This is a genomic window from Bradyrhizobium sp. BRP19 (assembly GCF_020194195.1).
GTDB classification, from domain to species: domain Bacteria; phylum Pseudomonadota; class Alphaproteobacteria; order Rhizobiales; family Xanthobacteraceae; genus Bradyrhizobium; species Bradyrhizobium yuanmingense.
Window position 1 is genome coordinate 488,931 of sequence record NZ_JADYVZ010000001.1, and the last position, 22,368, is coordinate 511,298.

The window sequence follows — 22,368 nt, forward strand, 5'->3', positions numbered from 1 at the left end:
AGAATTAGAGGTTAAGTGAAACCAAAGAAAGACCGTGGCTTTCCCGACAGGCAAGCCATCGTCGCCTTCATCAAGGCAAATCCAGGAAAGGTCGGGACTCGCGACATCGCGCGCGAGTTCGGCCTGAAGAACGCCGATCGCGCCGAGCTCAGGCGCATGCTGCGCGAGCTTGCCGACGACGGCATCATCAAGAAGAAGCGCCACAAGGTCTCCGAGCCGGACGCGCTGCCGCCGACGCTGCTCGCCGACATCACCGGCCGCGACTCCGATGGCGAATTGATCGCCTCCCCCGCCGAATGGGACGAGGTCGAGAACGGCGAGCCGCCAAAGATCCTCATCGAGATGCCGCGCCGGCCGAGGCCCGGCACCGCCGCCGGCGTCGGCGACCGCGCGCTGCTGCGCGTCGAACGCAGCGATGACGATGAAGGTCCCGCCTATCGCGGCCGCATCGTCAAGGTCATCGACAAGGCCAAGAGCCGCATCCTCGGCGTCTTCCGCAGCCTGCCCGAGGGCGGCGGACGGCTCGTCCCCGTCGACAAGAAGTTCGCCGACCGCGAGCTGAACATCGCGAGGACCGATACGGGCGGCGCTGAGGATGGCGACCTCGTCAGCGTCGACATCGTCCGCACCCGCGGCTTTGGCCTCGCCTCCGGCCGGGTGAAAGAGAAGCTCGGCTCGGTCAAGTCGGAAAAGGCGATCAGCCTGATCGCGATCTACGCCCACGACATCCCCTTGCAATTCTCCTCCGCCGCCGAGCGCGAGGCGGAAGCGGCAGAGCCCGCCAATCTGAAAGGCCGCGAGGATTGGCGCGACGTCCCGCTCGTCACCATCGATCCGCCCGACGCCAAGGATCACGACGACGCGGTGCATGCCGAGCCCGATCCGGATCCCAACAACAAGGGCGGCTTCATCGTCAACGTCGCCATCGCCGATGTCAGCTTCTACGTGCGGCCGGGCACGGCGCTCGACCGCGACGCGCTCGACCGCGGCAACTCGGTCTATTTCCCGGACCGCGTCGTGCCGATGCTGCCCGAGCGCATCTCCAACAATCTCTGCTCGCTGGTGCCCGGCGAGCCGCGCGGCGCGCTGGCGGTGCGCATGGTGCTCGGCCCCGACGGCCGCAAGCGCTCGCACAGTTTTCATCGCATCCTGATGCGGTCGGCCGCCAAGCTCGCTTACGCGCAAGCGCAGGCCGCGATCGACGGCCGGCCTGATGACACCACCGGCCCCCTGCTCGATCCGATCCTGAGGCCGCTCTATGCCGCCTATGCCTGCGCCAAGCGCGCGCGTGACGAGCGTGATCCGCTCAATCTCGATCTGCCCGAGCGCAAGATCCTCCTGAAGAGCGACGGCACCGTGGATCGCGTCGTGGTCCCCGAGCGTCTCGATGCGCACAAGCTGATCGAGGAGTTCATGATCCTCGCCAACGTCGCCGCAGCGGAGACATTGGAGAAGAAATCTCTGCCGCTGATCTACCGCGTGCACGACGAGCCGACCTTGGAGAAGGTTCACGCGCTCGCGGAATTCCTGGAGACGCTGGACGTTCCCTTCGCCAAGTCCGGCGCGCTCCGCCCGACCACGTTCAACCGTGTGCTGGCCCAGCTTGAAGGCCACGACTATTACCCGCTGGTGAGCGAGGTGGTGCTGCGCGCGCAGGCGCAGGCCGAATATTCCTCGGAGAATTACGGTCACTTCGGCCTGAACCTGCGCCGCTATGCGCATTTCACCTCGCCGATCCGCCGCTATGCCGACCTCGTCGTGCACCGCGCGCTGGTACGTGCGCTTGGCCTTGGCGAAGGCGCCCTGCCCGACAGCGAGACGCCGGAAAGCTTGAGCGAAGTCGCCGCGCATATCTCGCTGACCGAGCGGCGCGCCATGAAGGCGGAGCGCGAGACCGTCGACCGCCTGATCGCCCATCACCTCGCCGACCGCATCGGCGCCAGCTTCCAGGGCCGCGTCTCCGGCGTCACCCGCGCCGGCCTGTTCGTGAAGCTCAGCGAGACCGGCGCTGACGGGCTGATCCCGATCCGATCCCTCGGCACGGAATATTTCAACTATGACGAAAGCCGCCATGCCCTCGTCGGCACGCGCAGCGGCACCATGTACCAGCTCGGCGACGTCGTCGACGTCCGCCTGATCGAGGCCGCTCCCATCGCGGGCGCGCTGCGTTTCGAGCTGCTGTCGTCCGAGACCGACAGCGGCCCGCGCCAGCGCAGGCCGCTCCGTCCGCAGCGCAAATCGTCCAAGCCGCAGCCCGGACGCAGCCCGGAGCGAAAACGCAAGCCGGAGAAGAAAAAGTCCGGCAAGGGAAGGAAGGCCAAAGGAAAGAACAAGGGTAAGGGCAAGAAGGGCAAGGCATGGTGACGATGAGCACGGCACCAAAGATCTGGACGCGCGAGAACGGTCTCGTCGAGAAGCGCGACGTCTGGTCAGCAATGAAGCGCGGCTTCCGCGGCCGCTGCCCGCGCTGCGGCGAAGGCAAGCTGTTCCGCGCCTTCCTGAAGACCGCCGACCATTGCGCCAAATGCGGCCTCGACTTCACCCCGCATCGCGCCGACGATCTGCCTGCCTATCTCGTCATCGTCATCGTCGGCCACATCGTGGTGCCGGCCATCCTCTGGATCGAGACCAATTATTCGACGCCGGTCTGGCTCAGCTTCGCAGCCTATCTGCCCTTCACCTTCGTCGCCTCGCTCGCGCTGCTGCAGCCCGTGAAGGGAGCTGTGGTCGGCTTGCAATGGGCTCTGCGCATGCACGGGTTTGACGACAACCCTCCCGATGGTATTCCGCCTGTGTAAACACGTAAAAGAACAGTTCGGGTGAGGACATGACCGATATTTCGCAGGCCGAGGAGAAGACCAGGGTTCACGAGGAGAAGGAAGCCGATCATCATCCTTACTTCCGCCCGAAGGATGCGGCGACGCTGATCCTGGTCGACCGCAGCGGCGCCATTCCGAAAGTGCTGGTCGGCAAGCGCCACGACAAGGTGGTGTTCATGCCGGGAAAATTCGTCTTCCCGGGTGGGCGCGTCGACAAGGCCGATTATCGCGTGCCCTGCGCTGCGCCCATCACCGCCGAACTGGAAGCCAATCTCGCCAAGGGCAGCCCGAAGACGCCGGCCTCGCGCGCGAAATCGCTCGCCATTGCCGCCATCCGCGAAGCCTGCGAGGAGACCGGCCTCTGCCTCGGCCGCAAGGCCGAAGGCAAAGTGCCGAAGCTCGAAGGTCCCTGGCAGCCGTTCGCGGATGCGGGCCTGCTGCCTGATCCCTCCAGCCTGTTCCTGATCGCGCGCGCGATCACCCCGCCCGGCCGCGTCAAGCGCTTCGACACGCGTTTCTTCACCGCCGATGCCTCCGCGATCACCCACCGCGTCGAAGGCGTGATCCATGCCGATGCGGAGCTGGTCGAATTGGTCTGGGTCGAGCTCGGCTCAAAACCGCTCGCCGATCTGCATCCGATGACGCGCAACGTGCTCAACGAGCTCGACACCCGCCTTGCCACCGGTCCGCTCCGCCACGACGCGCCGGTGCCGTTCTTCCACTTCTACGCCGGCAAGATGCAGAAAGACGTCTTGAGCTAGTTGGCGCGCTGGGGCGTAGTTCGATCAAGTCTATCCTCCGTCATTCCGGGGTGCGCCTCTTGGCGCGAGCCCGGAATCCATACTCCGGATGGTGGTTATGGATTCCGGGCTCGCCGCTCCGCGTCGCCCCGGAATGACGTGCTGAGAGAGCTACGAAAAACAAAAAATTCTTCCCGCCGCCCCCGATGGCGGAGTTCCCCTTCATGCCTATGTCATTCCCCAGCGTCACCAAGAAGGACACCGGGCGATGGCACAAAGGCAACTCAAGCTTGGCGCGTTCATGCGCCCGATCAGCATCCACACCGGCGCCTGGCGCTATCCCGGGGCTTGGCCCCACGCGAATTTCAATTTCGGCCATATCAAGACGCTGATCCGAAAGCTCGAGGCCGGCAAGTTTGACGCCTTCTTCATGGCCGATCACCTCGCCGTCCTGAACATGCCGATCAACGCGCTCAAGCGCAGCCACACCGTGACCTCGTTCGAGCCGTTCACCCTGCTGTCGGCTTTGTCAGCCGTGACCGAGCGCATCGGCCTGATCGCGACCGGCTCGACCACGTTCGACGAGCCCTATCACGTCGCGCGCCGCTTCGCCTCGCTCGACCATCTCAGCGGCGGCCGCGCCGGCTGGAACATCGTCACCACCTCGAACCCGGACGCGGCGCTGAATTTCGGCCTCGACGATCACATGGAGCACGCCGAGCGCTACAAGCGCGCTCGCGAGTTCTACGACGTCGTTACCGGCCTGTGGGACTCCTTCGCCGACGATGCCTTCGTACGCGACGTCGAGAGCGGGCTGTTCTTCGATCCCGCCAGGATGCACACCCTCGACCACAAGGGCAAATACTTCAAAGTGCGCGGCCCCCTCAATATCGCCCGCCCCGTGCAAGGCTGGCCCCTGATCGTGCAGGCCGGCGCCTCCGACGACGGCAAGCAGCTCGCCGCCGAGACCGCGGAAGCGGTGTTCACCGGCGGCGGCAGCCTCGCCGACGGCCAGAAACTCTATGCCGACATCAAAGGCCGCATGGAGAAGATCGGCCGTGACCCCGAGCACCTGAAGATCCTCCCCGGTGCCTTCGTCGTTGTGGGCGACAGTGTCGATGAGGCCAAGGAGAAGCGCGCTTTGCTCGACAGCCGCGTGCACTACGACAGCGCCATTGCCTCGCTCTCCGTCATCCTGGGCACCGATGCCTCCGGCTTCGATCCCGATGGGCCGCTTCCCGAGATTCCCGAGACCAATGCCAGCAAGAGCGGCCGGCAGCGCCTGGTCGATCTCGCCGCCCGCGAGAAGCTCACCGTGCGCCAGCTCGCCCAGCGCGTCGGCGGCTATGGCGGCCTGTCCTTCGTCGGCACCGCCAAGACCATCGCCGACCAGATGGAGGAATGGCTGGTCGGTCGCGGCTCCGACGGCTTCAACATCATGTTCCCGTTCCTGCCTGCCGGCCTCGACGATTTCGTCGACAAGGTGGTCCCGGAGCTGCAGAAGCGCGGGATTTTCCGCAAAGAGTACGAAGGGCCCACTTTGAGGGAGAATCTGGGCCTGCCGCGGCCGAAAAACCGGTTCTTTGAGGCCTAATGGGCCCGATTTGAGCGGTTTCCGCCGCCTGAAACCTTGACTTCCCGCCGTTTCTGACTAGGTTGCCGGCCAACGCGGGCCGTTTGGCCGGCTCCAGATTCCCCTGATATTCTGAGGTTCAGAACATGGCCAAAGCGGTCACCATCAAGGTCAAGCTCGTGTCCTCCGCCGACACCGGCTTCTACTACGTTGCCAAGAAGAATTCGCGCACCATGACCGACAAGCTGGTCAAGAAGAAGTACGACCCGGTCGCGCGCAAGCACGTCGAATTCCGCGAAGCCAAGATCAAGTAAGATCGCGGCGTAGCGCGCTAAGGATTTTTGCGGGGCCCTTGCGGGCCCCGTTGTCGTTTCGGCTCGCGTGTCCCTGCTCATGTACCCTGCTACCCAGCGCTGCGCTGCTTAGCGCAGCGAAGCAAATCCGGACCGGCTCTGCGAGATCACACTGGGACACTCCGGCGTGACGAGAGGAACTCGCTTGAGTCGTGGTTGTTGAGCCAGCATCGTCAAGCGGCTATCTTTCGGAGCGAACCTCTTGCGTTGCCGCTCAACTGACTTGATGGGAGAATCGCATGCGCATCGCTCTGCTCATTGTCGTTATGGTCATCGGATTTTCTTCCGCAGCAAACGCTCAGTATGACTATCCCTGGTGCGTATTTGGCGGAGGGCTCGGCGCTTCCGGAGACTGCATGTATTCGACGCGGGAACAGTGCCTGGCCTCGGCATCCGGGCGATCGAACACCTATTGCGATGTGAACCCGCGCGTGAGGTTCAAGCAGCACGCTCCGCAGCGGCCGCGCTGATCATGATGCGCGCGCTTGCCTGTCTGCTCTTCGTCCTGATCACCATGTCCGCGCCCGGTCCAGCGGCAGCGCAGCGGTTCGGCGGCAATTTTCCGGTATGTCTGCAGGAGTGGGAATGGGGCGGCGGCACCTACATCTCTTGCCAGTATCGTTCATTTGACGAATGCAGAGCCAGCGCGGCGGGCCGTTCGGCGATGTGCCTGGAAAACCCATATGTGCAGCGGGCGTCCCCTCCAGGCCGCAGCGCGCGTCCCCGGTAGGGCTAGAGCATGATCGGCCCGTGACGAGCGCCGATCCAGCCATCATTCCGTGCCGTCCGGCCTGCCCCGCAACGTCGACCTTCTCGGTTGAATCCCCTACATGAAACCCGGATTGCGCGGGAAATAGCTACCCCAATCTCCGAATGGTCGATTTGACATCAGCAGCATCGGGAACGTCAGCCGCATCCCGTGGTCGATTGCCGCCTTGAGCGCCGGCTCGCTCGCGCCCGGCACAAAAGCCGAAATGGCCGGACAATCGCTCTGTGCCGCGAACGACAACGCAGCGGCGAAAGCGGACTCAACCAGATCTGGCCTGTGGACTGCAAGCGGACCAATGTGTCCACCCGAAATGTAGACGTACCCGACGCACTCATTGCCGGCGTGGATGGTGAATCCGCGCGTCGTGCTGTCGCCAAGGAGAAATCGATGATGCTTCTCCCTGGAAACGCCGACTGCGCTGACATCGATCTGCGCCAGCCTGTCGTATGGGATCGCGTCGGCCGTGAGAGATTCAAGACGGAGCCGCGGCGCAGCCAACCGTGGCGCCAGGCGGTCACGAGGGACGCTGACCATGTAGATCGGAAAGCGCGGGAACAGTCCGTGGCGGATGTAGAGGCCTTGAGATACGTTGTTGAACGTGAAGGTGATCAGTGCCTTGATGGGTGCTCCGCGCATTTCTGCATGCGCGAATGCCTTGTTGATGAGTTGATTGCCGATGCCGTCGCTCTGACGATCAGGCGCGACGAACAATTGGGCCAGGAACCAAAGCTCGCCACAGACCCAACTCCACGCGAAGCCGACTATTTCTCCGTCGTCATCGGCCACCCATAAGCCCTCGGGATCATCCGCGAGCGAGAAGGCCTGAAAATTCGGCGGACGAGAGGATGCCATCTTCCCGAACCCCCGCCGTTCGGTTAGCTCATTGATGCTGGCGACCACGATGTCATCGGCCTGCTTCAAGTCGTCGATGCGAGCGGGCCTGCACACGACCGCCATTCTCTAGTCCCTCCCGGGCGTCAGCTCGCCCCGCCCACGATGCATCGGGTCGCGGCTTAGTTTCTACTCACATCTTGATGAGAGCGAGAAATCGTCAGCCGGCAATCAGGCGAGCGGCCGGATGTTCTGGTTCATCCGGAAGAAGTTCGTAGGGTCGTATTTCGCTTTGATCTGCTGCAGGCGCCTGTAGTTCCGCCCATAAGCAGCGGCAACCGGATCGCCTGTCTCATCGTCGTCGAGATAATTGACATAGCGTCCTGAGGCAAAGAAGGGCCGCATCCTTTCATAGGTTGCGCGTGCCCACGAGATGCTGCGGCTGGTATCGCTGGTCTGCGTCCATTGCGCGAGGATCAGGAAATTGTAGCCCTCCTGCCGATGCACAAATGCCGTATCCCCGGCACCCACGCGGGCCGCGGCACCGTGGATGTGCTCGAGCAGCAGCTGCCCCATCGGAGTCGGGCAGCGGGCGAAGCATTCGATCATCGTCGCGATCGCACCATCGCTCAGCTCCGTGAGGAAGTTCGACTTCCAATAGTTGAACGCGCCTTTCGGATAGTTGGCGTCGAGCATGCGGTTGAGCTCGCAATAGGTCATCGGTCCGACCGCATCCAGAATGGGAGGCCCGAACTGTTTCAGCGGCTGCATCGCTCGTTCGGCCTCGGCGACTGGACCGCAGTGGCTGGTAACCAGGGCCGCGACCTCCCTGCCGGACCCGTCGGGCGCATGGGTCAGGGATGCGAACAGCATGTGCTCGTCCGTGAGCGATCGCGTGCTGGTCCGGAAAAATTCCAGCACGTCGCGGGAACGCTCGATAGGGTGAACGATCGGGCCGCCGGTGATGATCGGCCCTACCGTATGGAGGTCGTATTCAAGACTGGTGGCAATCCCGAAGTTTCCGCCGCCGCCGCGCACGGCCCAAAATAGATCCGGCTGCTCTTGCTTGCTGGCCCGCACAACCTTGCCATCGGCGGTGACGAGTTCGACAGCCCGCAGATTATCCAACGCGAGGCCGTACTTGCCCATCAGCCAGCCCAGTCCTCCGCCGAGCGTCAGGCCCGCGATGCCGGTGGTCGAGACCACGCCGCCGGTCACCGCAAGTCCGTGAAGCTGCGTTTCTCGATTGAGCTCGCCCCAGGTGACCCCGCCCTGCGCCCATACGGTCTTGCCGATCGCGTCGACCCGGACCCCCTTCATGGGTGAGAGGTCGATCATGATCCCGCCGTCGATGGTTGCGCGCCCGGCCACATTGTGGCCGCCGCCGCGAACCGCGACCTCGAGGCCGAGCTTGGTCGCAAGTGCCACGGCATCCACGACATCAGCCGCACTGCGACATCTGGCAATCAATGCTGGCCGTTTGTCGACCAGCCCATTGTGAACCTTGCGCGCCTCGTCGTAGCCCTCGTCCGCTGGCTTGAGCAGTTCTCCTCCGAAGGAGGCGCTAAGTTCGGCGGCAGCGCTGGCAACAGATGCGATGGACATGACACGAGCTCCCTAGCTTGGCCCGCCACATCCTCGATCGCGGGCTGTCTCAGAGCAAATCCGAAGAATTCAGGTGACGATGAACTGATTTCACCTACACTCGCCGCATGCACAAGCTGCCGCCCCTGATCGAGCTCCGCGCTTTTGAGGCTGCCGCGCGTCATCTGAGCTTCAAGAAAGCCGCGGCAGAACTCGGCGTCACGCCGACCGCGATCAGCCACCAGATCGGATTGCTCGAGCAGTATTGCGGCCGCGCCCTATTCCGGCGCAGACCACGCCCTCTTTCGTTGACCGATGCCGGCGCGCGGCTGTTTCCCGCCATTCGCGGCGGACTCGAGGCGTTTGCCGCTGCCATTGCGTCCCTCAAGCAGGAAGGTGACGAGCAGCCGCTCCGGGTTACGACGACCAACGCCTTCGCTAGCCGCTGGCTCGTGCCCCGCCTGCCCCTGTGGCGGAAGTTGCATCCTGACGTGCCATTGGAAGTGATCGGCACTGACACGGTGCTCGATCTGCAGGCCGGAGACAGTGACGTTGCCATCCGTTATGCGACCAGCCGCGTACCGCCGACAGACGGAATCGTCGATGAACTCTTCAGCGATACGTTCTGGCCGATCTGCAATCCGGATTTGCTTTCAACCGGACGGCTGAAGAGACCAGTCGACCTCGCAAAGCACGTTCTGATCCACTCCTATTGGTCGCCGGCCGATCGTGAGCCACCGACGTGGCAGAGATGGCTCGGTTTGGCCCAGCGCCGGTGGCGCGAGGTGCCCCAATACAAGGACCTGCAGCACTTGAGTTTCCGGGAAGAACTGCACGCCATCGAGGCGGTGATCAGTGGGCAGGGCGTCGGGATCTTCAGTGATGTGCTCGTGGCACACGACCTCGCCGCCGGCACGCTCGTGAAGGCATTCTCGTTGAAGCTACCCGGCTACAGCTTTTATGTGGTCAGCAGGCCAAGCCACCCGCGCGCGCGGACCATTCGGGTCTTTTCGCAGTGGTTGCGGTCGAGTACCTGATCCGGACCGGAAAGGGTCAGGACAAAGTGCGAAGCCGGGAGAGGTCATGCGAATAACCCGAAGCGCGACCAGCAGCGCGGACCAACTCCAGCTGCGAACCGGAGCGACGGGGCCGACCCGAGAATTGACGGCGCCGAGCAGGTCACCGTTGCCCTTACGTGTCTTTAGGGTGCAGCGGAGTCGCGAAACCCGAGAACGTTACGGAGCTCCAATGGAGCGCGCTTACGACAAGCTCCACGTTACACTCAGAGTTCTTCCAGCAGCGCCTTGCTTTCCTTCAAGTCGCGAACGTCGAAGCCCTCGTTGAACCAACCGTAGACCGGCGCGAGAAGACCGCGTGCTTCATCACCCCTGTCCTGATCACGCCAGAGCCGGGCGAGACTGACGGCGGAGCGAAGTTCCCAGAGTTTCGCCTCCTGCTGATGAGCAATCGCAATGGCGTGGCGAAACTCGGTCTCCGCATCGGCCTCCGCGCCTGGCCGAGCCCTTAGCATCAACTCGCCTCGGCGCCGATGCAGCTCGGCCTCGAACCACCGCACCCCCGATTTCTGGGTTAGTGCCAAGGCGTCGGAGAGTTGGCCGAGCCCCGTTTCATATCGTGCTCTCTTTGCCTCGGCTGCTGCGAGCTGCGCAAGGTAGAACGGAAGAGTCCATGCTGCGCCGGACGCCTGGAATCCCTCGATGCCGCGCCGCAGTAAGTCCACCCCGGCCTCGGGGTCGCCGGCTTCGGCCAGCGTCCAGCCGCGATATGCCGTCCCCATCGCGAGAAAGAAGGCAAAGCGCTGCTCGGTGGTGAGCGCAACGAGCTCGTCCGCCCGTTGCCCAACCATGCCCGCGTCTTCGAGCACGAAATGCAACCGGCAGGCAACGCTCAGCGCGAATGCGAGGCTGATCGGGTGCGACGAATCGCGGGCCTCTGCCAGGGCGTCACTGCTCTGCACGCGCGCCTGATCGGCGAAGCCAAGAAGGCCACACGTAAGCGAAAGGAACGAAAGCATCGCCACGCGGGCGTTTTCTGCGAACAGGGCTGTCAGAGAGCGCTGCTGCGCCGGATCGTAAAGGGCGAGCCCCCGCTCGAGATGGGTGCGCGCCAAGGCCAATTGTCCGCGATGAAGCCAGCTATCGCCGACTGCCCTATGACCGGCGACAAGAATGGCCGCATCGTTCTGTCGCCCGGCCAAATCGAGCAGATTCTCGGCGATGCGATGCGATCGGTCCGTTTCACCACGGACGTGATAATGCACGAACTCGCCCCAGAGTGCCTTGAGCAGATTCGGCGTGTCGTTGAGTGCCTCGCAGAGGCAACGCGCCCGGGCGTAGGCCCTGCCGGTCTCTTCGGCCGCGTGGCCCTTCGCGGCGATCAGTGCACCGCCGAGCGCGAGTTGAAGTTCAGTTTCGGTGCGCTGGCGCCCGGGAGCATCCGGCAGTTGAGATAGCAAATCAAGCGCCTTTCGCATCTGCGCGATTGCTTCTGTCATTGCCGATCGAGCCTTTGAACGCTCACCAGCCTCCTGCCAATAGGAAACCGCCTTTTCGGCCAAGCCCGCATGTCCGCAGTGGTGGGCGAGGATTTCCGGCTGCTCTTGGATGCCTCTAGCGAGCCTCTCCTCGAGTGCGCCAGCGATCCGAGCGTGCAGCTCGCGTCGTTGACCGCGCAACATTGTGCCGTATGCCGCATCCTGGACCAGTGCATGTTTGAACAAGAAATGCGGCTCGACACTCCCAAACACGAGTCCGGTGTTGATCAGCCGGTCAAGCGCCGCCCGCAACTCGTTGTCGCACCGCTGTGCGACCGAGGCCAGCAGATCATAGGAGAACTCTCGGCCAATAGCTGCGCCGATTTGTGCCACCTCCTTGGCGATCGGCCCAATCCGGTCGAGCCGCGCCATCAACGAAGCATGTAGCGTGGCCGGTACGGCAAGTCCGGGCAGCGGCGCGAAGGAGATCGCTCGCGCGATACTCTGGGGGCTTGTTTCGAGCACCGCTTTGGTCAACTCCTCAACGAACAGCGGCACACCATCCGTACGTTCAGCAATTTCATTGACGATTTCGGTCGGCAGCGTCTGGCCACCTGCCACGCTCCGGATCAGCGCAGCGCCCGCATTCTGGTCGAGCCGGTTCAGCACGAGCAAGCTGACATGCGGCTTTCCGGTCCATACTAACTGGAACTCGGGGCGGTAGGTGATCAAGACCAAAACCGGCAGGCTTGCTACGCGATCGACGGTTCGGTCCAGCAGCTCGCGCGAGCTTGGATCGATCCATTGCATGTCCTCGAACACGATCATGATTGGACGTCTTTGCGCGAGAGCTTCAAGCTGGCGAACCAGGGCGGCGAAGCTTCTCTCCTTCTTTTGTTGCGGCGTACTCGTAACCGGTAAGTATAGATTATCGTTGGGGATCGACAAAAACTCCGCCAGGATCGCCGCGTCCTCGTTGGGCGACAATGCAGGCGACAGGAGCGCTCGAAGTTTGTCGAGCTTGGTCGTCGGTGTGTCCTCACGATCGAAGCCAGCCGCTCGCTGGAGTTGTGCGATGAAGGGGTAAAGCGCGCTTTCCTGATGATGAGGCGAGCAGAAGTAGCGCAAGCAGGTGTGCGGCTCTCGCTCGATACGCTCCTGAAGAGCCGCAACGAGGCGCGACTTGCCGATCCCCGCCTCGCCGACAAGCAGCATGACTTGACCGGTACCCGCCCGCGCATGGCGCCAGCTCCGCTCCAACCGCGCGAGGTCTTCCTCACGCCCAACCAGCGGGGCGAGGACCGAAGGGTGCAACGCCTCGAACCGGCTCTCCGCTGTTCCCTCACGAAGCACCCGCCAGGCTTGCACCGGTGCGGCGAAGCCCTTCAGCGTCACGGCGCCGAGATTCTCGTAGTCAAAGAGCCCGCCGATGAGCCGCCGCGTGTCCTCAGGGATGACTACCCCATCCGGTTCGGCGAGCGCTTGCAGTCGAGCGGCAAGGTTCGGCGTCTCGCCAAGCACGGCCTGCGCCTCCGCCGCTTCGCTGCCGATAAGGTCACCTACGACGACGAGGCCAGTCGCGAGCCCAAGACGAACCCGCAGCTCGAACTCGGCTGGGGCTCCCGGCGCGTGCCTGGTCGCGGCGATCTCAAGCGCAGCGCGCACTGCGCGTTCGGCATCGTCCTCATGCGCTGAAGGATGACCGAATAGTATGAGCATGCCATCGCCGATGTAACGGCTGACGGTGCCACCGTATTTGCGGACGACCGCCGCTACGCTATCGCGGTACTCAGCAATTATGTCCCGTAGATCTTCCGGATCGAGCTTTGTCGCAAGTGCCGTCGAGCCGACGAGATCGCAGAACATCACTGTGAGCTGACGACGCTCGGCGGAAGAACTTGGTGCGGCCAACAAGCCTGCGCGCTCCGTGACCGGTGGCACGATGGACGTCGCTGCGCCGGCCCCTCTCGTCATTTGCGGCGGTACGGTCGGCGTGAGCGCGGCACCGCAGTCGCCACAGAAGTTCTTGCCTGTCGGATTGTCGCCCCCGCACGCAGGGCAGCGAAAGAACAGCGGCGCGCCGCAATCGCCGCAGACCTTCGTTCCCTCCGGGTTGACTCTGCCGCAATTCGCGCAATCCATGGCCGCACCCGATCGAATTCCGACCGACATGAGTTCGCGTCGGTCTATGGGCGAATCTTGAGAGCGCGCTCTTTCAAGATTCTCTTCCCTCAGCCGCCTACCAAGCGCCAAGCATGATCAAACTCACAATGACCAGGAAGTAGACACAGGCGATAGTCGCAGGGAAAATGAGCCAGCCGGGCGTCATCGTTGCCTCCCGAGCGGTTGTCTCGAAAGCTTAAGCTGGCCGGCGCGATTAGGATTATGAACTGGCTAACACTCTGCAACTCAAGCCCATTTTCAATCTGAGAAGGCTGACCACAGCCTGACACGACCCAAACGCGAAATTGGCAAGCCCATGAACGACCGCCTGCCGAGTCGACGAAAGGTTCTCTCGCACGTCAGCAACCGAGCGCTTTGAGGCAAATGCAAATTTGTGAGAACGGCAGCGGTGCAAGGCCAAGGAAAACGACCACCCGCCCCGCCCTACGCTGTCCGCAGCACTGGCGTGGGCGGCTGCGACGGCCTGACAAGCGCGAACGCGACCTGCACGATGCCGCCGGCAAGGCCGAGCGCGACACCGATGCGCCAGGCCATGGTGTAGGAGCCGAGCGCGTCATAGAGCAGCCCGCCTCCGTAAGCGCCGAGGAAGCTGCCGATCTGGTGGCTCATGAAGGCGAGGCCCTGGATCATCGCCTGCCAGCGCAGGCCGAACATCTCGGCGACCGCGCCCGCGACCAGCGGGCCGACGCCCATCCACAGAAAGCCCATGATCGCGCCGAACAGCAGCGTCGAGAACGGGCTTGCCGGCAGCATGAAGTACCAGGCGAGCGCGAGCGAGCGCAGGATGTAGATCCCGCCCAAGAGCGCCAGCTTGTTCCAGCGCTGGCCGGCCCAGCCGAAGAACAGCGAGCCCAGCACGTTGAAGCCGCCGATCATGCCGAGCGTCTGCGCGCTCAGCATCGGATCGAGGCCGCAGATCGCGAGATATGACGGCAGGTGCGTGGTGAGGAACACGAGCTGCATGCCGCAGACGAGATAGGCGCAGGTCATCACCACGAAGGAGGCATTGCCGAACGCGGTCCTCGCCGCGGCTGCAGCCGTGGCATCATCGATCTCGTCGGCCGCCGGCTTCGGCAACGGAATCTTGTCGACGCGCCCGGCATACCAGGCCGCAGGGATCATCAGCACCGACATGATGACGAAGCCCGCGAGCCCGACGCGCCAGCCAAAGCCCTCGTTGAGCATCTGTCCGATCGGCGCCGAAAGTAGCGCGCCGAGCGAGCCCGCGCCGGAGACGATGCCGAGCACGGTCGAGCGCACCGTCTCCGGCACCGCACGTGCCGCCACCGACATCGCGATCGCCGCCGCGGTGCAGGCGAGCGAGGTCCCGATCAGCACGCCGGCGCCGATCATGATGCTGAGAAGCCCATTCGCCGTTGCCATCAGCGCGAGGCCCGCGATGTACATCAGCGCGCCGGCGATCATGATCGGGCGGAAGCCGTAGCGCACGGTGAGTGCACCGGCGGGCGGCTGCAGGAAGCCCCAGGCGAGGTTTTGCACGGCCAGTGCAAGCGTGAAATCCGAGATCGAAATGTGGATGTCGCGCGTCAGCGGCTGCATGAAGATACCGAGCGACTGCCGCAGCCCCATGCTCAAGGTCAGCATGATCGAGGCGCCGATCAGGATCGGCAAGGTGGGACGCAGAACCTGCAGCAGGGGCATTTTTCTTCTCCCTTTTGGGCGCGGCACGCGTGCCGTCGTCTGCTTTTGCCGATGTTTTTGGGTACACAGACCTGTGCACTTAGGCTATAGATGGAAGCGGCTGTCAAGCGAACAGGACGCTTAGCTCCGCATGGCTCCCCCGCCTGCCCCACAGACGATGAAAGAGCGGATCCTTCAGACCGCCGACAAGCTGTTCTATCTGCAAGGCATTCGCGCCATCGGCGTCGATACCATCGCGGCCGAGGTCGGCATCAGTAAGCGCACGCTCTACAATCACTTCCCGTCCAAGGACGCGCTGATCGCGGCCTATCTCGAGCGCCGCTTCGTCAGCGCACGCTCCTCCGACAAGCCGCCCGCCGAGCAGATCCTCGCGACGTTCGATTCGCTGGAGCGGCGCTTCGCGGCGAAAGACTTTCGCGGCTGCCCATTCGTCAATGCGGTCGCCGAGCTCGGCCCCACCGACCGCGCCGTGAAGAAGATCGCGATCGCCTTCAAGGAAAGCCGCCGCCTCTGGTTTCGCGACCGCCTGACCGAGCTCGGCGTTGCCGAAGCGGACGCGCTCGCGACGCAGCTGGTGCTGCTGGTCGACGGCTCCATCGCGCAGGATCTCGTGCGCGATGATCCGGCGATGGCCAGAGCCGCGAAGGAAGCGGCGAAGGTGTTGTTGCGGAATGCGGGGGTGGATGTGGGCGAGGATGCGAACCCGGCGGAGAAACGGAGCAAGCGCGCTCCAGACTAACCGCTGTCGCCTGATCGCTCGCTGTCATCACCCGCGAAAGCGGGTGATCCAGTATTCAAGAGACAGTGAAGCTAGACCCGAGACGCTGCGGCGTACTGGATTCCCCGCTCCAGTGCGCGACTGCGCACAAGGCGGGGAATGACACCGGGATTTGTGGAGAAAGCGCGGGCGCCTGACTACCCGTCAGGACCATTTCGCGACCCTACCAATATGCTCCTGTTTTGCCCGACGGGTCAAACGACGCCGCTGCCGGCGCAAATTATCTCGTCACCCGCGTAACCCATTGATCCCGCTCGCGCCGGCTACTGTGCATGGGGTTGTTTTCGCAACTTTGCGCGGACGGCCCTCACGCCGCCTGCGACACCACGCGATTGCGGCCGTCGTGCTTGGCGCGGTAGAGCGCGGTGTCGGCGCGCTTGAGGACGTCGGCCACCGCCTCGCCCTTTCGCTCCAGCGTGGTCAGCCCGATCGAGATCGTGACCTCGATGCGCTTCGAACCCTTGTGGATCGCGAAGGGCTCACCCGCTATCGAACGGCGCAGGCGCTCGGCGACCATGCCGGCGACGTGGAGATCGGTCTCCGGCATCACGATGACGAATTCCTCGCCGCCGTAACGGCAGGCGAGATCAATGCCGCGGATCGATTTGCGCACGCGCACCGCGAACTCGCGCAGCACGTCGTCGCCGGCATCGTGGCCGTAATTGTCGTTGATCGACTTGAAATAGTCGATGTCCAGGATCATCAGCGCCAGCGGCTTGCCGCGGGTCGCGGCCTGCTCGGCGAGCGTCGCCAGATGGCTCTCCATGTAGCGGCGATTGTGCAGGCCGGTCAGCGCGTCGGTGATCGCCATCTCGATCGAGTTCTGCACGTTGTCGCGCAAGTGATCGGTGTAGCGGCGGCGGCGGATCTGGGTGCGGGCGCGCGCCAAGAGCTCGGTCTTGTCGATCGGGCGCAGCAGGTAGTCGTTGACGCCGATCTCGAGGCCGCGCAGCAGCCGTGTCGAGTTCTCGGGGTCGGCGATCGCCAGGATCGGCACATGGCGCGTGCGCTCCAACGAGCGCGCCTGGCTGCACAGGCGCAGGCCGTCGAAATTGTTGAGGTCGAGCGAGACGATCAGGAGGTCGTAATTGCCCTCGGCGGCGTGGAACAGCGCCTCCGTCGGGTTCGGCTCGACGTCGATGGTGTGCTCGGCAGCAAGGATCGTCGCCAGCCGCTCGTAGGAGGACTGGCGGTCGTCGACCAGGAGGATGCGGCCGCCCTTGCCGGTGTCGGCGATCGCACTGCGCTCGGGCGCCTGCATGCCGATCTCGAGCGAGGTGATGGCGCGCATGCGCAGCTCATCCGTCATCATCTTCAGCCGCGTCAGCGAGCGCACCCGCGCGATCAGCACGACGTCGGAGACGGGTTTGGTCAGGAAGTCGTCGGCACCGGCCTCGAGCCCGCGGTTGCGGTCGGCGGGGCTGTCGAGCGCGGTGACCATCACGACGGGAATGTGGTGCGTCGCCGGATCAGTCTTGAGGCGGCGGCAGACCTCGAAGCCGTCCATGTCGGGCATCATCACGTCGAGCAGGATGATGTCGCATTCGGCACGCCTTGAGATCGCGAGCGCCTCGGTGCCGTTCGCGGCGGTCATCACGTCGAAATATTCGGCGGAAAGGCGGGCCTCTAACAGCTTGACGTTGGCGGGGACGTCGTCGACGACCAGGATACGCGCGGACACTGTGAACTCACTTCCTATCCGATAAAACGCCGGACCGTCTCAATGAATTTGCCGACCGAGATCGGCTTGGACAAATAGGCTTCGCAGCCGCCCTCGCGGATGCGCTCTTCGTCGCCCTTCATCGCGAACGCCGTGACCGCGACGACTGGAATGGCGCGCAGCTCCGGATCGTCCTTGATCCAGCGCGTCACCTCGAGGCCGGAGACCTGCGGCAGCTGGATGTCCATCAGCACGAGGTCGGGCCGCATCTTGCGCACGAGGTCGAGCGCCTCGTAGCCGTTGCTGGTGCCGGAGGTCTGGTACCCGTGCGCCTCCAACAGGTCGCGGAAGAGCTTCATGTTGAGCTCGTTGTCTTCCACGATCAGGACGGTCTTAGCCATCCCGCCCTCCTGATTGGTCCGAAGGACCGGTACATGTGACGCCTCAGACGCCGCTTCCCGGCGTTTCGAAAACTGGATTCAAACTAGCCTCAGATTCGCTTGAGTTTCGTTAAACCCGAGGGTCCACTTTCTGCGATGTGGTTTCCAGTTGCTTGTCCGGGGCCGGAAGACTTGAGCACGAGACTCGGGCATGATGATTCCAAATTAGAGACCGAAAGTTAACGGAAAGGCAAACCGTCCCCGTGAAAAAGCCTGTTCACAACCCCCGCGAAGTCGCTGAAATCGTTGCGATTCAGGCCCTGTCCTTCGTCGCGGGCGAGCCTGAGCGGCTGGGCCTGTTCCTGGCCGAGACGGGGGTCGGTCCGGAGACCCTGCGCAACGCCGCCGCGGACCCGAATTTCCTCCTCAGCGTGCTCGATTTCGTGATGCGGGACGATGCCACGGTGAAGGCCTTTGCCAAGGTGGCGGAACTGCACCCGACCAACGTTGCCGCGGCGCGGCAGGTCCTCGGCGATGCGCTCGGTGACCCCTCCTGGGAGCGCGACGTGCCGTGAGCGTCCCAGAGCCGGCCGGGCCCCGCTGCTTCTGCCGGGATTGTCTGGCCGATCTGGATATGGGCCTGCGGCGCTGCTCGGCCTGCGGTTCCCCCCGCCTCGTCCGCCACCGCTCGCTCGCCGGCCTGACCATCGCCCATATCGACTGCGACGCCTTCTATGCGACGGTCGAGAAGCGCGACAACCCTGACATCGCCGACAAGCCCGTCATCATCGGCGGGGGCAAGCGCGGCGTGGTGTCGGCGGCCTGCTACATCGCGCGCACCTATGGCGTTCGCTCGGCGATGCCGATGTTCAAGGCACTGGAAGCCTGCCCGCATGCGACCGTGATCCGCCCGGACATGGCAAAGTACGTCCGGGTCGGCCGCGAGGTCCGCCAGGCCATGCAGGCGCTGACGCCGCTGGTCGAGCCGCTCTCGATCGACGAGGCCTTCCTCGATCTCTCCGGCACCGAGCGGGTGCACGGCATGATCCCCGCCAAGGTGCTGGCGCGCTTTGCCCGCGACGTCGAGCGCGACATCAACATCACCGTCTCGGTCGGCCTGTCCTGCAACAAGTTCCTGGCCAAGATCGCCTCCGACCTCGACAAGCCCAGAGGCTTTGCCGCGCTCGACCAGGAGGAAGCGCGGTTGATGCTGGCGGAAAAGCCGGTCGGCTTCATCTTCGGCGTCGGTCCCGCGACGCAGGAACGCCTGGTGCAGCGCGGCTTCCGCATCATCGCCGATCTGCAGAAGGCCGACGAGATCGAGATGATGCGGCAGTTTCCGAGCGAGGGCCGCAGGCTGTGGCGGCTCGCACGCGGCATCGACGACCGCCGCGTCGAGCCTGACCGCGGCGCCAAGACCATTTCAAGCGAGACGACGTTCGAGACCGACATCCGCGATTTCGCGACGCTGGAGAAGATCCTGTGGCGACTCTGCGAGAAGACGTCGTCGCGCCTGAAGAGCAGCGAGCTCGCCGGCTCCACCGTGACGCTGAAGTTGAAGACCGCCGATTTCCGCCAGCGCACGCGCTCGCAATCGATCGCCGCCCCGACGCAGCTGGCCGCGAAGATCTTCTCGATCTGCCGCGAGATGCTGGCCAAGGAAATCGACGGCACCGCCTTCCGCCTGATGGGCGCCGGCGTCAGCGCGCTGCGCGAGGGCTCGGCGGTCGATGACACCGACATGCTCGACCGCCGCGCCGCCCACGCCGAACGCGCGGTCGACAGCCTGCGCAAGAAGTTCGGCAGCGCCGCGGTGATCCGCGGCATTGCCTATGAGGGCCCGGAGAAGGCGCAGGAGTGATGACGGGTGAACGCGATCTCAATGCGCTGCTGAGACTGATGAAGCCGGAGCTGCGACCGGGCACCTTCGTATTTTGCACGATCGCGGCAGACGAGACTATTCCCGCAGCAGTCGATCCGCTCCTGATCTTCCGCGAGCCGGAGGGCACAACGGTCGTAGCACCGCTGGAGGATGCCGAACGCGCAGGACTGCGCTACGAATTCGCCTCACGCCTGATCACGCTCACTGTTCACTCCGCGCTCGATGCGGTCGGCTTCCTGGCGGCAATCACGGCGCGCCTCGCCGACGCCGGCATCAGCGTGAATGCCGTGTCGGCGTTCCACCACGACCATCTCTTCGTACCGTCCGACAGAGCCGACGAAGCGATGGCGGCTCTACAAGAGCTGTCAGAGGCGAAGCACTCATAGCAGCTGTAGCCCGGATGGAGCGGAGCGCAATCCGGGACAGTGCTCCGTGGCGACAGGCTTCCCGGATTACGCTTGCGCTTCATCCGGGCTACAGGAAAACCTCAATCCGCAACCGCGACCGCCTCGATCTCGATCAGCCATTCCGGCGCAGCGAGCGCGGAAACGCCGACGAGCGTCGAGGCCGGCGGCTCCATGCCTTCGAAGAAGGCCGAGCGGGCCTTGCCGATGATGGGCCGCAGCTCCGGCTTGTAGTTCACCACGAAGGTCGTGATCTTGACGATGTTGGAATAGCTCGCCCCCGCGGCCTTCAGCGCGAGGCCGAGATTCTGCATCACCTGCGTCGTCTGCGCGGCGATATCGCCCTCGCCGACAATCCGCCCCTCCTCGTCGGTCGAGACCTGGCCGGAAATGTAGATCGTGCGCGCACCCGTCGCGGTGACGACGTGGGAATAGGCTGGATTGTGATGCAGGCCGCTGGGGCGGAGATGGTCGAGCTTCGGCATGGGCTGGCTCCCCGAATTTGTGGTTGGGAGGGAGCGTAGCGGGAGAGTGTGACGAGAGCTAGCCCCGTCATTGCGAGGAGCGAAGCGACCATGAGAGATCTCGTAAGGTGGGCAAAGGCGCACTTGCGCCGTGCCCACCATCTATCAACGATTATCGAGAGAAAGCGTGGGCACGATCCGCTTTGCCCACCCTACGACGCTGCTCGCGACGAGAGACCTAGCCCTCAATTACAGGGCTTGCTGTCCTTCACGTCGAACTTGCCCATGGCGCCGGAGATGACGAAATCGTTGTAGTCGAGCACGAGCTGGCGCGAGACGCCGTTCTCGTAGAGCTCGAACGCCATCGCATAGACCGGCGTCTGCTCGCCCTCCTTCTGCTGGGCGTCGCGGTCGAAATAGCTGACGGTGACTGGCCAGCGCTTGAGCGACTTCATGTGCTCGTCCGCAGTCGACGGATCGGACGAGGTGGCGCGGTCGGCGGGGATCGGCTGACCGATCACGGTCAGCGTGTTGTAGACCTTCTGGCCGTCATCGGAGCCGTCATAGACGGAGAGCTCCAGCAGCGATTTGCCTTCCTTCGCGGCGGCGATGATGCGCTGGATCTGCTCGGTCGGGAACACGATCTTGCCGTCGAGCGTGAACGTCTTCGGCGCCGGAAGCTTCAGCTTGACGTTGATGTGGTCGCCCTCGCGCTCGGCCGAGCCGTCGACGCGGCCGGCATCCGTCTCGTTCATGCGCGTCTCGATCTTGAAACGGTAGCTCTTGCCGGCGGCGTCCTCCCAGGAGTTGGAGCGGAGGTCGCTGAGCGTGACCTTGCCCTCGCCGCTGTCGAGCTCGGAGACCTGGCGGAATTCCGAGGTATAGCCCTCGCAGGCGTTCCCCGTGAAATTGTAGAGGATCCGGCCGCGGGCGCTATTGACCGAATTGGTGCGCGATTTGACGAGGCGGAGATCATACAGCGCCTGGTGCGCGAGAAACGGACCGTTGGCGGCCTCGGCTACGCCGCCAAGGCCGACACTGGCCGCGGCAAGCGCCATCACACCGAGCGAAGTCCGGAAAAGATGCACCATGTCTGTTCCCTGAGGAAAGCGCAGATTCGACATTTTAATGACCGTTCCATTGCGCCGCAACTGAGGCCGTCCACGTAAAATTGCCCCTCCACGTTGAACCTGCCGGCCAGCCTCAACAAAATGCGGCCCCTCCGGTTGCTTGCATGTGGCGGCACGATGGGCGAAACAGGGCGCGCCCGGCCATCCAGGGGACGCGCCGGAGCGAAGGATTTTTGGACAACGAGGTCGGACATGGCGGGCACGGTCGAGCAGAAACTGGCGGAGCAAGGCATCAAGCTGCACGAGGCCCCCTCCCCCGTCGCCAACTACGTGCCCTTTGTGCGCACGGGCAACCTCCTTTTCGTCTCCGGCCAGGTCTGCTTCGACCCCGCCGGCAAGCTGATCGCCAAGGGCAAGCTGGGCGCCGGCGTCTCGATCGAGGACGGCGCCGCAGCCGCGCGCGGCTGCGCCGTCAACCTGTTGGCCCAGGTCAAGGCGGCGCTCGGCGATCTCGACAAGGTCGTACGCGTCGTGCGCCTCGGCGGCTTCATCAACTCGGCCCCGGATTTCCTGGATGGGCCGAAGGTGCTCAACGGCGCCTCCGACCTGATGGTTGCCGCCTTCGGGGACAAGGGCCGCCACGCCCGCACCACCGTCGGCGTCGCCTCGCTGCCCGCGGATGCGGCGGTCGAGGTCGAAGGCGTGTTCGAGGTCGCCTGAC

The 22,368-nt window shown here is 64.1% G+C and carries 21 protein-coding genes; 13 read left to right on the forward strand and 8 right to left on the reverse strand.

Going from position 1 to position 22,368, the window contains the following annotated elements:
- The first annotated feature begins 15 nt into the window (after positions 1 to 15).
- From rnr to I6F36_RS02370, 7 genes are all read left to right on the forward strand, one after another.
- On the forward strand, positions 16 to 2,364 hold the full coding sequence (rnr, locus tag I6F36_RS02340; RefSeq protein WP_225170977.1) for a ribonuclease R: 2,349 nt from the start codon (positions 16 to 18) through the stop codon (positions 2,362 to 2,364).
- Positions 2,358 to 2,798, forward strand: a complete 441-nt coding sequence (locus I6F36_RS02345; RefSeq protein WP_036015117.1) for a DUF983 domain-containing protein — start codon at positions 2,358 to 2,360, stop codon at positions 2,796 to 2,798. Before rnr ends, I6F36_RS02345 begins: the two co-directional genes overlap by 7 nt.
- Before the next feature lie 29 nt (positions 2,799 to 2,827).
- Complete coding sequence (locus I6F36_RS02350; protein ID WP_036015119.1) at positions 2,828 to 3,580, forward strand: NUDIX domain-containing protein; 753 nt, start codon at positions 2,828 to 2,830, stop codon at positions 3,578 to 3,580.
- Between the two features lie 247 nt (positions 3,581 to 3,827).
- Positions 3,828 to 5,153, forward strand: a complete 1,326-nt coding sequence (locus tag I6F36_RS02355) for an LLM class flavin-dependent oxidoreductase (protein WP_225125079.1) — start codon at positions 3,828 to 3,830, stop codon at positions 5,151 to 5,153.
- A gap of 125 nt (positions 5,154 to 5,278) precedes the next feature.
- On the forward strand, positions 5,279 to 5,446 hold the full coding sequence (rpmG, locus tag I6F36_RS02360) for a 50S ribosomal protein L33 (protein WP_007603295.1): 168 nt from the start codon (positions 5,279 to 5,281) through the stop codon (positions 5,444 to 5,446).
- A gap of 278 nt (positions 5,447 to 5,724) precedes the next feature.
- On the forward strand, positions 5,725 to 5,955 hold the full coding sequence (locus tag I6F36_RS02365) for a DUF3551 domain-containing protein (RefSeq protein ID WP_074448008.1): 231 nt from the start codon (positions 5,725 to 5,727) through the stop codon (positions 5,953 to 5,955).
- A 5-nt stretch (positions 5,956 to 5,960) separates the two neighbouring features.
- A complete protein-coding gene (locus I6F36_RS02370) occupies positions 5,961 to 6,215 on the forward strand; it encodes a DUF3551 domain-containing protein (RefSeq protein WP_225157015.1) in 255 nt (84 codons plus the stop codon).
- Between the two features lie 96 nt (positions 6,216 to 6,311).
- Here I6F36_RS02370 and I6F36_RS02375 read toward each other — a convergent pair whose 3' ends face one another.
- The gene (locus tag I6F36_RS02375) at positions 6,312 to 7,211 is read right to left on the reverse strand and encodes a GNAT family N-acetyltransferase (protein ID WP_036015145.1); all 900 of its coding nucleotides are present in this window, start codon (positions 7,209 to 7,211) and stop codon (positions 6,312 to 6,314) included.
- 105 nt (positions 7,212 to 7,316) lie between these two features.
- Complete coding sequence (locus I6F36_RS02380) at positions 7,317 to 8,690, reverse strand: FAD-binding oxidoreductase (RefSeq protein WP_225125077.1); 1,374 nt, start codon at positions 8,688 to 8,690, stop codon at positions 7,317 to 7,319.
- A 107-nt stretch (positions 8,691 to 8,797) separates the two neighbouring features.
- Between I6F36_RS02380 and I6F36_RS02385 the strand changes: the two genes are divergently transcribed.
- Positions 8,798 to 9,706 carry a LysR substrate-binding domain-containing protein gene (locus I6F36_RS02385; RefSeq protein WP_225125076.1) on the forward strand — a complete coding sequence of 303 codons (909 nt, stop codon included), beginning with the start codon at positions 8,798 to 8,800 and terminating at the stop codon, positions 9,704 to 9,706.
- Between the two features lie 245 nt (positions 9,707 to 9,951).
- On the opposite strand, the gene I6F36_RS02390 is transcribed toward I6F36_RS02385, so the two are convergent.
- Entirely contained in the window at positions 9,952 to 13,335 is a 3,384-nt protein-coding gene (locus I6F36_RS02390) for an adenylate/guanylate cyclase domain-containing protein (RefSeq protein WP_225125075.1), read from the reverse strand.
- A 435-nt stretch (positions 13,336 to 13,770) separates the two neighbouring features.
- Positions 13,771 to 15,009 (reverse strand): MFS transporter, encoded by a 1,239-nt coding sequence (locus tag I6F36_RS02395; protein ID WP_036025577.1) that lies wholly within the window; start codon positions 15,007 to 15,009, stop codon positions 13,771 to 13,773.
- Positions 15,010 to 15,139: 130 nt separating this feature from the next.
- Here I6F36_RS02395 and I6F36_RS02400 point away from each other — a divergent pair, with 130 nt between their 5' ends.
- Entirely contained in the window at positions 15,140 to 15,748 is a 609-nt protein-coding gene (locus tag I6F36_RS02400; RefSeq protein WP_346656644.1) for a TetR/AcrR family transcriptional regulator, read from the forward strand.
- Between the two features lie 346 nt (positions 15,749 to 16,094).
- On the opposite strand, the gene I6F36_RS02405 is transcribed toward I6F36_RS02400, so the two are convergent.
- Both I6F36_RS02405 and I6F36_RS02410 read right to left on the reverse strand, forming a co-directional pair.
- On the reverse strand, positions 16,095 to 17,468 hold the full coding sequence (locus tag I6F36_RS02405; protein WP_036015153.1) for a PleD family two-component system response regulator: 1,374 nt from the start codon (positions 17,466 to 17,468) through the stop codon (positions 16,095 to 16,097).
- A 14-nt stretch (positions 17,469 to 17,482) separates the two neighbouring features.
- Positions 17,483 to 17,848, reverse strand: a complete 366-nt coding sequence (locus I6F36_RS02410; RefSeq protein ID WP_008566616.1) for a response regulator — start codon at positions 17,846 to 17,848, stop codon at positions 17,483 to 17,485.
- Positions 17,849 to 18,090: 242 nt separating this feature from the next.
- Here I6F36_RS02410 and I6F36_RS02415 point away from each other — a divergent pair, with 242 nt between their 5' ends.
- Genes I6F36_RS02415 through I6F36_RS02425 form a run of 3 tightly spaced genes read left to right on the forward strand, consistent with a single transcriptional unit; the run spans position 18,091 to position 20,095 of the window.
- Entirely contained in the window at positions 18,091 to 18,402 is a 312-nt protein-coding gene (locus I6F36_RS02415) for a DUF3572 domain-containing protein (protein WP_036015155.1), read from the forward strand.
- Positions 18,399 to 19,688, forward strand: coding sequence for a DNA polymerase IV (locus tag I6F36_RS02420; RefSeq protein ID WP_225125073.1), 1,290 nt, complete (start codon positions 18,399 to 18,401; stop codon positions 19,686 to 19,688). Before I6F36_RS02415 ends, I6F36_RS02420 begins: the two co-directional genes overlap by 4 nt.
- Positions 19,688 to 20,095 carry an ACT domain-containing protein gene (locus I6F36_RS02425; RefSeq protein WP_036015159.1) on the forward strand — a complete coding sequence of 136 codons (408 nt, stop codon included), beginning with the start codon at positions 19,688 to 19,690 and terminating at the stop codon, positions 20,093 to 20,095. Before I6F36_RS02420 ends, I6F36_RS02425 begins: the two co-directional genes overlap by 1 nt.
- Positions 20,096 to 20,196: 101 nt before the next feature.
- Here I6F36_RS02425 and I6F36_RS02430 read toward each other — a convergent pair whose 3' ends face one another.
- Both I6F36_RS02430 and I6F36_RS02435 read right to left on the reverse strand, forming a co-directional pair.
- On the reverse strand, positions 20,197 to 20,598 hold the full coding sequence (locus I6F36_RS02430; protein WP_018646938.1) for a RidA family protein: 402 nt from the start codon (positions 20,596 to 20,598) through the stop codon (positions 20,197 to 20,199).
- Positions 20,599 to 20,822: 224 nt separating this feature from the next.
- Positions 20,823 to 21,668 carry a cell envelope integrity EipB family protein gene (locus tag I6F36_RS02435; RefSeq protein ID WP_225125072.1) on the reverse strand — a complete coding sequence of 282 codons (846 nt, stop codon included), beginning with the start codon at positions 21,666 to 21,668 and terminating at the stop codon, positions 20,823 to 20,825.
- A 231-nt stretch (positions 21,669 to 21,899) separates the two neighbouring features.
- Here I6F36_RS02435 and I6F36_RS02440 point away from each other — a divergent pair, with 231 nt between their 5' ends.
- Positions 21,900 to 22,367 (forward strand): RidA family protein, encoded by a 468-nt coding sequence (locus I6F36_RS02440; RefSeq protein ID WP_036015166.1) that lies wholly within the window; start codon positions 21,900 to 21,902, stop codon positions 22,365 to 22,367.
- Position 22,368: the final 1 nt, after the last annotated feature.

Bases quoted from the DNA above. Each gene is read 5' to 3' on its own strand.
- I6F36_RS02345 (WP_036015117.1), top strand. From the start codon at position 2,358: ATGGTGACGATGAGCACGGCACCAAAGATCTGGACGCGCGAGAACGGT.
- I6F36_RS02350 (WP_036015119.1), top strand. From the start codon at position 2,828: ATGACCGATATTTCGCAGGCCGAGGAGAAGACCAGGGTTCACGAGGAG.
- I6F36_RS02355 (WP_225125079.1), top strand. From the start codon at position 3,828: ATGGCACAAAGGCAACTCAAGCTTGGCGCGTTCATGCGCCCGATCAGC.
- rpmG (WP_007603295.1), top strand. From the start codon at position 5,279: ATGGCCAAAGCGGTCACCATCAAGGTCAAGCTCGTGTCCTCCGCCGAC.
- I6F36_RS02365 (WP_074448008.1), top strand. From the start codon at position 5,725: ATGCGCATCGCTCTGCTCATTGTCGTTATGGTCATCGGATTTTCTTCC.
- I6F36_RS02370 (WP_225157015.1), top strand. From the start codon at position 5,961: ATGCGCGCGCTTGCCTGTCTGCTCTTCGTCCTGATCACCATGTCCGCG.
- I6F36_RS02375 (WP_036015145.1), bottom strand. From the start codon at position 7,211: ATGGCGGTCGTGTGCAGGCCCGCTCGCATCGACGACTTGAAGCAGGCC.
- I6F36_RS02380 (WP_225125077.1), bottom strand. From the start codon at position 8,690: ATGTCCATCGCATCTGTTGCCAGCGCTGCCGCCGAACTTAGCGCCTCC.
- I6F36_RS02385 (WP_225125076.1), top strand. From the start codon at position 8,798: ATGCACAAGCTGCCGCCCCTGATCGAGCTCCGCGCTTTTGAGGCTGCC.
- I6F36_RS02390 (WP_225125075.1), bottom strand. From the start codon at position 13,335: ATGTCGGTCGGAATTCGATCGGGTGCGGCCATGGATTGCGCGAATTGC.
- I6F36_RS02395 (WP_036025577.1), bottom strand. From the start codon at position 15,009: ATGCCCCTGCTGCAGGTTCTGCGTCCCACCTTGCCGATCCTGATCGGC.
- I6F36_RS02400 (WP_346656644.1), top strand. From the start codon at position 15,140: ATGGCTCCCCCGCCTGCCCCACAGACGATGAAAGAGCGGATCCTTCAG.
- I6F36_RS02410 (WP_008566616.1), bottom strand. From the start codon at position 17,848: ATGGCTAAGACCGTCCTGATCGTGGAAGACAACGAGCTCAACATGAAG.
- I6F36_RS02425 (WP_036015159.1), top strand. From the start codon at position 19,688: ATGACGGGTGAACGCGATCTCAATGCGCTGCTGAGACTGATGAAGCCG.
- I6F36_RS02430 (WP_018646938.1), bottom strand. From the start codon at position 20,598: ATGCCGAAGCTCGACCATCTCCGCCCCAGCGGCCTGCATCACAATCCA.
- I6F36_RS02435 (WP_225125072.1), bottom strand. From the start codon at position 21,668: ATGGTGCATCTTTTCCGGACTTCGCTCGGTGTGATGGCGCTTGCCGCG.
- I6F36_RS02440 (WP_036015166.1), top strand. From the start codon at position 21,900: ATGGCGGGCACGGTCGAGCAGAAACTGGCGGAGCAAGGCATCAAGCTG.